Consider the following 7,410-nt stretch of genomic DNA (forward strand, 5'->3'; position numbering starts at 1 on the left):
CAAATGGAGTCAAGTAAATTCCGCTTGGCCAGACCTGCCCCTAGTTCTGTACGGTCCTGGTGCAGACTCCGGAACCTTTGACTACTTCACCAAAAAGGTTAACGGCAAGTCTGGTGCTAGCCGCACCCAAGCTGGAAAATTTCTAGGAAGCACTGCCCACCCTACGATTCTACGATTAATTTTACTGCCCACAATACGATTAATTTTATTTTGAATAAAACAGGTATTATTCAAAAGCTGAATTCTGAATACTTACCTATCAGATACACAGATTTTTTTTACTATTCCCTATTCCCTGTTCCCTGTTCCCTGTTCCCTAAAACACAGGAATTTATACTAACCGAATTAAACAATATAGATTTACTCGTTATCAAAATTTATCCAATCTTTCCATTCTTGATTTTCTTGATAATAGTCTTTCATGGCTTCTGCTTGTTGGGCTAAAATGCGACGACGTTCTTCTAGGGGAAGTTGTTGAAAAGCTTGGCGTTCCATTGAATGATTTTGTGCAGTTTCAGGTACGATTAAAATCACTTCTATGGTTTGTCCTACCGGTAAATTGGGAAGGGAAATCTCAAGGCGGTTGCCTTGTTGAACGGTTGTGGTTAGATAGTGGGTTTGTTTCATTACAGCAGTTTTCAATTCGTTTAGGTATAAAGTCTTGGGTTTTAGGGAGTAGGGAGCAGGGAGTAGGGAACAGGGAGCAGTTGATGTAGGGTGGGCAGTGAGTATCATCCCGATGGTAAGCTTTGGAATTGGTATTATTACTGCCCACAATACGATTAATTTTATTATATTTTACCATGAATTTTCTGTTGGTGGGCAGTGCCGATTTAACTGACTACAAGCTGGAAAAATCCTAGGAATCACTGCCCACCCTACGATTATTTTTACTGCCCACAATACAATTAATTTTCTGTTGGTGGGCAGTGCCGATTTCACTTTATACAACCTTAAAATTTTCTAGGAATCACTGCCCACCCTACGATTATTTTTACTGCCCACAATACAATTAATTTTCTGTTGGTGGGCAGTGCCGATTTCACTTTATACAACCTTGAAATTTTCTAGGAATCACTGCCCACCCTACGATTATTTTTACTGCCCACAATACAATTAATTTTCTGTTGGTGGGCAGTGCCGATTTCACTTTATACAACCTTGAAATTTTCTAGGAAGCACTGCCCACCCTACGATTAATTTTACTCTATTTTACAATTTATTTTCATTAATTTTCTGTTGGTGGGCAGTGCCGATTTCACTTTATACAACCTTAAAATTTTCTAGGAAGCACTGCCCACCCTACGATTAATTTTACTCTATTTTACAATTTATTTTAATTTATTTTCTGTTGGTGGGCAGTGCCGATTTCACTTTATACAACCTTGAAATTTTCTAGGAAGCACTGCCCACCCTACGATTAATTTTACTGCCCACAATACGATTAATTTTACTCTCCACAATCTCCATATTTCGTAATAATCAAAAAATTCTAAATCCCTTGACAAATGATTAACTTATAAATATATTAATAGTATGAACCATTTACAGGAGTCACGATTCATGACCAAGAACATTCCACCTAACTCGAATGAAAATAACACCCCAGAAAACCCTGGTCGCAAACCTAAGAAAGTCAAGCTGATCTTGATCGGTTCTCCTGAAAAAGTTTGGAAGACAATGTCTTGATGCAGTCGCTCATGGGGGGAACCCCCAAGACCGCGCTGCATCGCTTATTGCCCTTTATGGCCTTAAATACGCCTATCCCAACGAGTGGAGCACTCCCGAGCCTACGGGGAAGCCTGATGAGATTATGACTTTTTTGATTCGCTATTTTTACGTAGACTAGGATAGTAATTTGCCAGGGTTTTGACGCCCTGGCGACTATGAGTGCAATTTGTTTTGTGGAGGTTAGTTTACTGAGTTGGAATGTTGTTGTTTTGGATCAGTTGCTGAGGTAAGTGGTCAGTAGTCAGTGGTCAGCCGTCAGCCGTCAGCGGTCAGTGGTCAGCGGTCAGCGGTCAGCCTTTTGCTGATAACTGTTCGCGTAGCGTGCGCGTAGCGCTTAAGCTGATAGCTGATAGCTAATCAGCTGATAGCTGATAGCTGATAGCTGATAGCTGATAAGCTAAGCTTTAATTGTAGTGGTTTATATTATAGAATTCGGTCAAGCATTGGTTAACCAAACCTTGACCGATTTTTTTTTATTGGTAAGCAGTCAGCGGTCAGCGGTCAGCGATCAGCGGTCAGCGGTCAGTGGTCAGCATTATTCAAAAGCTTAGCTGTTTTATTCAAAAGCTGATATTTAATCTCTGATGGCTGATAGCTGATAGCACCTCAAGTAGCATCTCAAGTAGCGCATAAGCTGATAGCTGATGGCTGATAGCTGATAGCTGATAGCTTACAAACAAACTTCAGGTTACTTCATGGCACTTCACATTGGTGACGGTCGAAGAATATATTTGTGATTATTTTTTCACAGGTACACAAACGTTGTGAACTTGTTGTCTCAATTTTGATCAACTAATGAATAATACTCTAAACTAATCATAGGACTACCGTAAGCTATCAGCTATCAGCTTAAGCGCTACGCGCACGCTACGCGAACAGCTATCAGTTTATCGGCTATGGGCAAGCTACTTGAGGTGCTTATGGACTATGGACAAGCTACGGTAAGAGCTTTTGAATAAAACAGGTAAGCATTAATCTCAGTTATGGAAAGCTGACGGCTGACGGCTGACGGCTGAATGCTTACGGACTACCTAAGGCACAAGCAGCGATCGCCTATGATTAGTAAAGAAGCCTTCGAGCAAAAATTAAACACTATGCCCTGGAAAAGGCGACAAGTGTTAGAGGCAGTGGTTGGTGGCAAGACAGATGAAGCAATCAGAGACAAGGTGCTAAACGTCTATGATATATCTACGGTAAGAAAGCATATTTCTAAAATATATAAAGACTTTGATATTGAAGCTAATGGTTTTAATTGTCGTTGTGAGTTAGTTGAAATCGTTAATATTTATAAGCCAGAGTTGGTGGCTGAGCAAGTATTAGACGAGTGCGGGTTATCCCCTAGACCTAGAGCAACTCAAGAGATATATATTGAGCGCCCACCTATTGAAGCTCGTTGCTATCAGGAAATTGTCAAACCGGGAGCGTTAATTCGGATTAAAGCACCGAAATTGATGGGCAAAACCTTACTAAGTCATAAGATTATTGCCCATAGTGAAAAACAGGGTTATGCTCAGGTTTATTTAAATATGAATGAGCTACCTTTAAATAATTTAGATAGCTTTTTACAGTCCTTTTGTGTACGAGTTGCTGATAACTTAGGATTGTCGGATAACTTAGACAGTTATTGGAAAAAGCGTTTACCCAGCAAGGTAAACTGCAAACGATACTTAGAGCAGTATTTATTAAAGTCTTTAGATACTCCGGTAGTTTTGTGTTTGGATGAAGTAGAGCAAGTCTTTTCTCATCAAGATGTGGCTGAAGGGTTTCTGACTTTGCTGCGCAGTTGGCATGAAGATGCTAAGAGTAAAGAGGTTTGGAAAAAACTACGATTGATTGTGGTTTATGCTACGGAAGTTTACGTTAGCTTACCTACCGAACAGTCGCCGTTTAATGTGGGATTACAGATAGAATTACTAGAGTTTAATGAACAGCAAGTTAAGGGCTTTGCTGAGGCTTATGGGTTGAAGTTGTCTGGGGATTCAGTAACGCAACTGATGGCAATGGTGGGGGGACATCCTTATTTATTGTCCCAAGCTTTTGATTATCTCAAGAATCACCAAGGAGCAGAGAAGACACTGGATACCCTTTTGGCTAATGCCCCCACAGAAGCCGGAATTTATGGCAGTCATCTCCGTGAACTGTTAACTAGTATTCAAGAGCATCCCGAATTGCTGGACGCTGTTAAATTATTAGTTAGTACCACTAAACCGGTGCGCCTGGATGCTACTATCACTCGCAAGTTGGAAAGTATGGGTCTGGTGCAACGCTATGGTAATGATTGTAGTTTGAGATGTAATTTGTATCGTCTGTATTTTAGCGATCGCATTTTGGGGAGTAGGGAATCGGGAATCGGGAATCGGGAATCGGGAATCGGGAATCGGGAATCGGGAATCGGGAATCGGGAATCGGGAATCGGGTAATAATATTATTATCAATAGACCAGGAAGTAGAATAACAATGAGCAAAACTATCTTTAACTATACCTAATTCTTAAAAACCACTTATTCTCTCTCCCCATCTTCCCACACTTGCTACACTCTTATCACTGCTCCCTGCTCCCTGCTCCCTGCTCCCTAAAACCTAAAAATTTGTACCTCACCGAATGCCAAACCGCTGTAATGACCAATCAACACTCAACAATCTACAAAGTAGGAGGTAGTTTACCTCAGGATGAACCGACTTATGTGACCCGACAAGCGGATCAGGAGCTTTTTCAGGCATTGATGGCTGGGGAGTTTTGTTATGTGCTGAATTCCCGACAGATGGGTAAGTCTAGTTTGCGGGTAAGAACGATAAAACGCTTGAAAGAAGAGGGATTTGCTTGCGCGTCTATCGATCTGACCGTGATTGGTAAAGAAGATATCACGGTGTCGATGTGGTATGAAAGTTTGATTATGTTATTGGTGGATGATTTCGAGCTTTTCGGAAAATTTGATGAAGACAGTTGGTTAGACGAGCGTGCTCAAATCTCTCCGGTGTTGTGCTTAAGTAAGTTTATTGAGCAGATCGTATTAAGCAGTATTCCGGGAAATATTGTTATTTTTCTGGATGAAATTGATAGTATTATTAAAGTTAGGTTTAAAGATGATTTCTTTGCCTTAATTAGAGCCTGTTACAATCAACGAGCTGAAACGCCAGCTTACAATCGTCTCACCTTTTGTTTGCTGGGGGTGGCAACTGCTGCAGATTTAATTCAGGATAAACAGCGCACTCCGTTTAATATTGGTCAGGATATTCAATTAACTGGGTTTACCTTTGAGGAGGCTAAAGGGCCGTTGGTTCCAGGTTTGGTAGGTAAGGTTAATAATCCTGAACAGGTGTTGGGTGAAATAGTAAACTGGACGGGAGGACAACCGTTTCTGACTCAGCGCGTGTGTCGTTTGGTAGTGCAGACCTGGGAATCGGGTAATAGTCTTTCCCTAGACCAGATCGTGCGTAGCAAGATCATTAACAATTGGGAAGCCCAGGATGAACAGGAGCATTTGAAGACTATACGCGATCGCATTCTCAGAAATGAGCAACGGGCTGGGATGCTGTTGGGTTTGTATCAGCAAGTGTTGGAGCACGGTTGTCTAGCTGCTGATGGCAGTGAAGAACAGACGGAGTTAAGGTTATCAGGGCTGGTGGTTGAGCGTCATGGTTGTTTGGAGGTTAACAACCGGATTTATGGGGAGGTTTTTAATTCCGATTGGGTCAAGACAGAATTGGCCAGACTGCGCCCCTACGCTGAGGCGTTTACGGCTTGGGTTAATTCTGGGTGTAAGGATGAGTCTTTTTTGTTGCGGGGGAAAGCATTAGACCAGGCGGAACAATGGTCTAGGGGAAAAGCGTTAAGCGATTTGGATTCCCAGTTTTTAAGAGCTAGTCAGATTGTAGATAAGGGAGAAGTACAAAAGGCTTTGGCGGCTGAGAAAGAAGCTAGAGAGATATTAGCTAAGGCGAAACAGGAAGCGGAAGCGTTGCTAGCAGAAGCCAAATTATTGACACGACTAGAACGGAAAGGACTTATTATTTTAAGACAGTTACAGGATAATGCTTACTACGGCCCCAGTACAATAGGGGAAACGCTTTTGTATGAAGCAGTAGAGACTGGGCAAGAGCTACTTAGTATAGTAAAAGATGGTTGCCCCCTGGAGCAATATCCTGCTACTAGTCCTATAAATGCCCTCCACCAGAGTATTAGTCAATTCCGAAAAGGGGCTGTGCTCAGAGGGCATCAGAACTGGGTAAGGAGTGTAGCCTTCAGCCCGGATGGACAGAGGCTGGCCACTGCTTCAGATGACAAAACTGCCAGAATTTGGGACAACCAGGGCAATCAAATTGCTGTGCTCACAGGGCATCAGGACGAGGTAACGAGTGTAGCCTTCAGCCCGGATGGACAGAGGCTGGCCACTGCTTCAGAGGACAAAACCGCCAGAATTTGGGACAACCAGGGCAATGAAATTGCTGTGCTCACCGGGCATCAGGACAGGGTATGGAGTGTAGCATTCAGCCCGGATGGACAGAGGCTGGCCACTGCTTCAGATGACAAAACTGCTAGAATTTGGGACAGAAAGGGCAATGAAATTGCCTTGCTCACCGGCCATCAGGACTCGGTATTAAGTGTAGCCTTCAGCCCGGATGGACAGAGGCTGGCCACTGCTTCAGATGACAAAACTGCCAGAATTTGGGACAACCAGGGCAATGAAATTGCCTTACTCACCGGGCATCAGGACAGGGTATGGAGTGTAGCCTTCAGCCCCGATGGACAGAGGCTGGCCACTGGTTCATTCGACAACACCGCCAGAATTTGGGACAACCAGGGCAATCAAATCGCCCTGCTCACCGGCCATCAGGACTCGGTATTAAGTGTAGCCTTCAGCCCGGATGGACAGAGGCTGGCCACTGGTTCATTCGACAACACCGCCAGAATTTGGGACAACCAGGGCAATCAAATCGCCGTGCTTAAGGGGCATCAGTTCTGGGTAAATAGTGTAGCCTTCAGCCCGGATGGACAGAGGCTGGCCACTGCTTCATCAGACGGCACTGCTAGAATTTGGGACAACCAGGGCAATCAAATCGCCCTGCTCACCGGCCATCAGCACTGGGTATTAAGTGTAGCTTTCAGCCCCAATGGCAAGAAGCTGGCCACTGCTTCATTAGACAAAACTGCCAGAATTTGGGACAACCAGGGCAATCAAATCGCCGTGCTCACCGGGCATCAGAACGAGGTATCAAGTGTAGCATTCAGCCCGGATGGACAGAGGCTGGCCACTGGTTCATTCGACAACACTGCTAGAATTTGGGACTTACAGGGCAATCAAATCGCGGTGCTAACAGGGCATCAGGACTCGGTAGATAGTGTAGCCTTCAGCCCGGATGGAAACAAGCTGGCTACTGCTTCATGGGACGACACGGCCAGAATTTGGGACAACCAGGGCAATCAAATCACCCTGCTCAGAGGGCATCAGCACTCGTTAAGGAGTGTAGCCTTCAGCCCGGATGGAAACAAGCTGGCTACTGCTTCATGGGACGACACGGCTAGAATTTGGGACTTACAGGGCAATCCATTAGCCGTACTCACCGGGCATCAGGACTCGGTATTAAGTGTAGCCTTCAGCCCGGATGGACAGAGGCTGGCCACTGCTTCATCCGACAATACTGCCAGAATTTGGGACTTACAGGGCAATCAAATCGCCG

At 44.2% G+C, this 7,410-nt stretch carries 5 protein-coding genes and 1 pseudogene; 5 read left to right on the forward strand and 1 reads right to left on the reverse strand.

Annotation, left to right across the window (positions count from 1 at the left end; all coding sequences use genetic code 11):
- Nucleotides 1-214, forward strand: a pseudogene (locus tag F6K20_RS16960) (hypothetical protein); the annotation flags it as partial.
- 146 nt (nucleotides 215-360) lie between these two features.
- On the opposite strand, the gene F6K20_RS16965 reads toward F6K20_RS16960, so the two are convergent.
- Complete coding sequence (locus tag F6K20_RS16965) at nucleotides 361-735, reverse strand: hypothetical protein (RefSeq protein WP_008190368.1); 375 nt, start codon at nucleotides 733-735, stop codon at nucleotides 361-363.
- An 828-nt stretch (nucleotides 736-1,563) separates the two neighbouring features.
- On the opposite strand from F6K20_RS16965, the gene F6K20_RS16970 reads away from it, so the two are divergent.
- The 4 genes from F6K20_RS16970 to F6K20_RS16985 form a co-directional block, all read left to right on the forward strand.
- Nucleotides 1,564-1,689 carry a hypothetical protein gene (locus F6K20_RS16970; protein WP_008190366.1) on the forward strand — a complete coding sequence of 42 codons (126 nt, stop codon included), beginning with the start codon at nucleotides 1,564-1,566 and terminating at the stop codon, nucleotides 1,687-1,689.
- 455 nt (nucleotides 1,690-2,144) lie between these two features.
- On the forward strand, nucleotides 2,145-2,282 hold the full coding sequence (locus tag F6K20_RS16975) for a hypothetical protein (RefSeq protein WP_008190365.1): 138 nt from the start codon (nucleotides 2,145-2,147) through the stop codon (nucleotides 2,280-2,282).
- Between the two features lie 465 nt (nucleotides 2,283-2,747).
- Entirely contained in the window at nucleotides 2,748-4,151 is a 1,404-nt protein-coding gene (locus tag F6K20_RS16980; protein WP_287295392.1) for an AAA-like domain-containing protein, read from the forward strand.
- 198 nt (nucleotides 4,152-4,349) lie between these two features.
- On the forward strand, nucleotides 4,350-7,410 hold a 3,061-nt coding region (locus tag F6K20_RS16985; protein ID WP_287295393.1), incomplete at its 3' end, for an AAA-like domain-containing protein.

The sequence above is a fragment of the Moorena sp. SIO2C4 genome, assembly GCF_010672485.1.
Taxonomy (GTDB): domain Bacteria; phylum Cyanobacteriota; class Cyanobacteriia; order Cyanobacteriales; family Coleofasciculaceae; genus Moorena; species Moorena producens.

What these genes read in the sequence shown, in the direction of transcription:
- F6K20_RS16965 (WP_008190368.1), bottom strand. Translation starts at nt 735, where the DNA reads ATGATACTCACTGCCCACCCTACATCAACTGCTCCCTGTTCCCTACTC.
- F6K20_RS16970 (WP_008190366.1), top strand. Translation starts at nt 1,564, where the DNA reads ATGACCAAGAACATTCCACCTAACTCGAATGAAAATAACACCCCAGAA.
- F6K20_RS16980 (WP_287295392.1), top strand. Translation starts at nt 2,748, where the DNA reads ATGCTTACGGACTACCTAAGGCACAAGCAGCGATCGCCTATGATTAGT.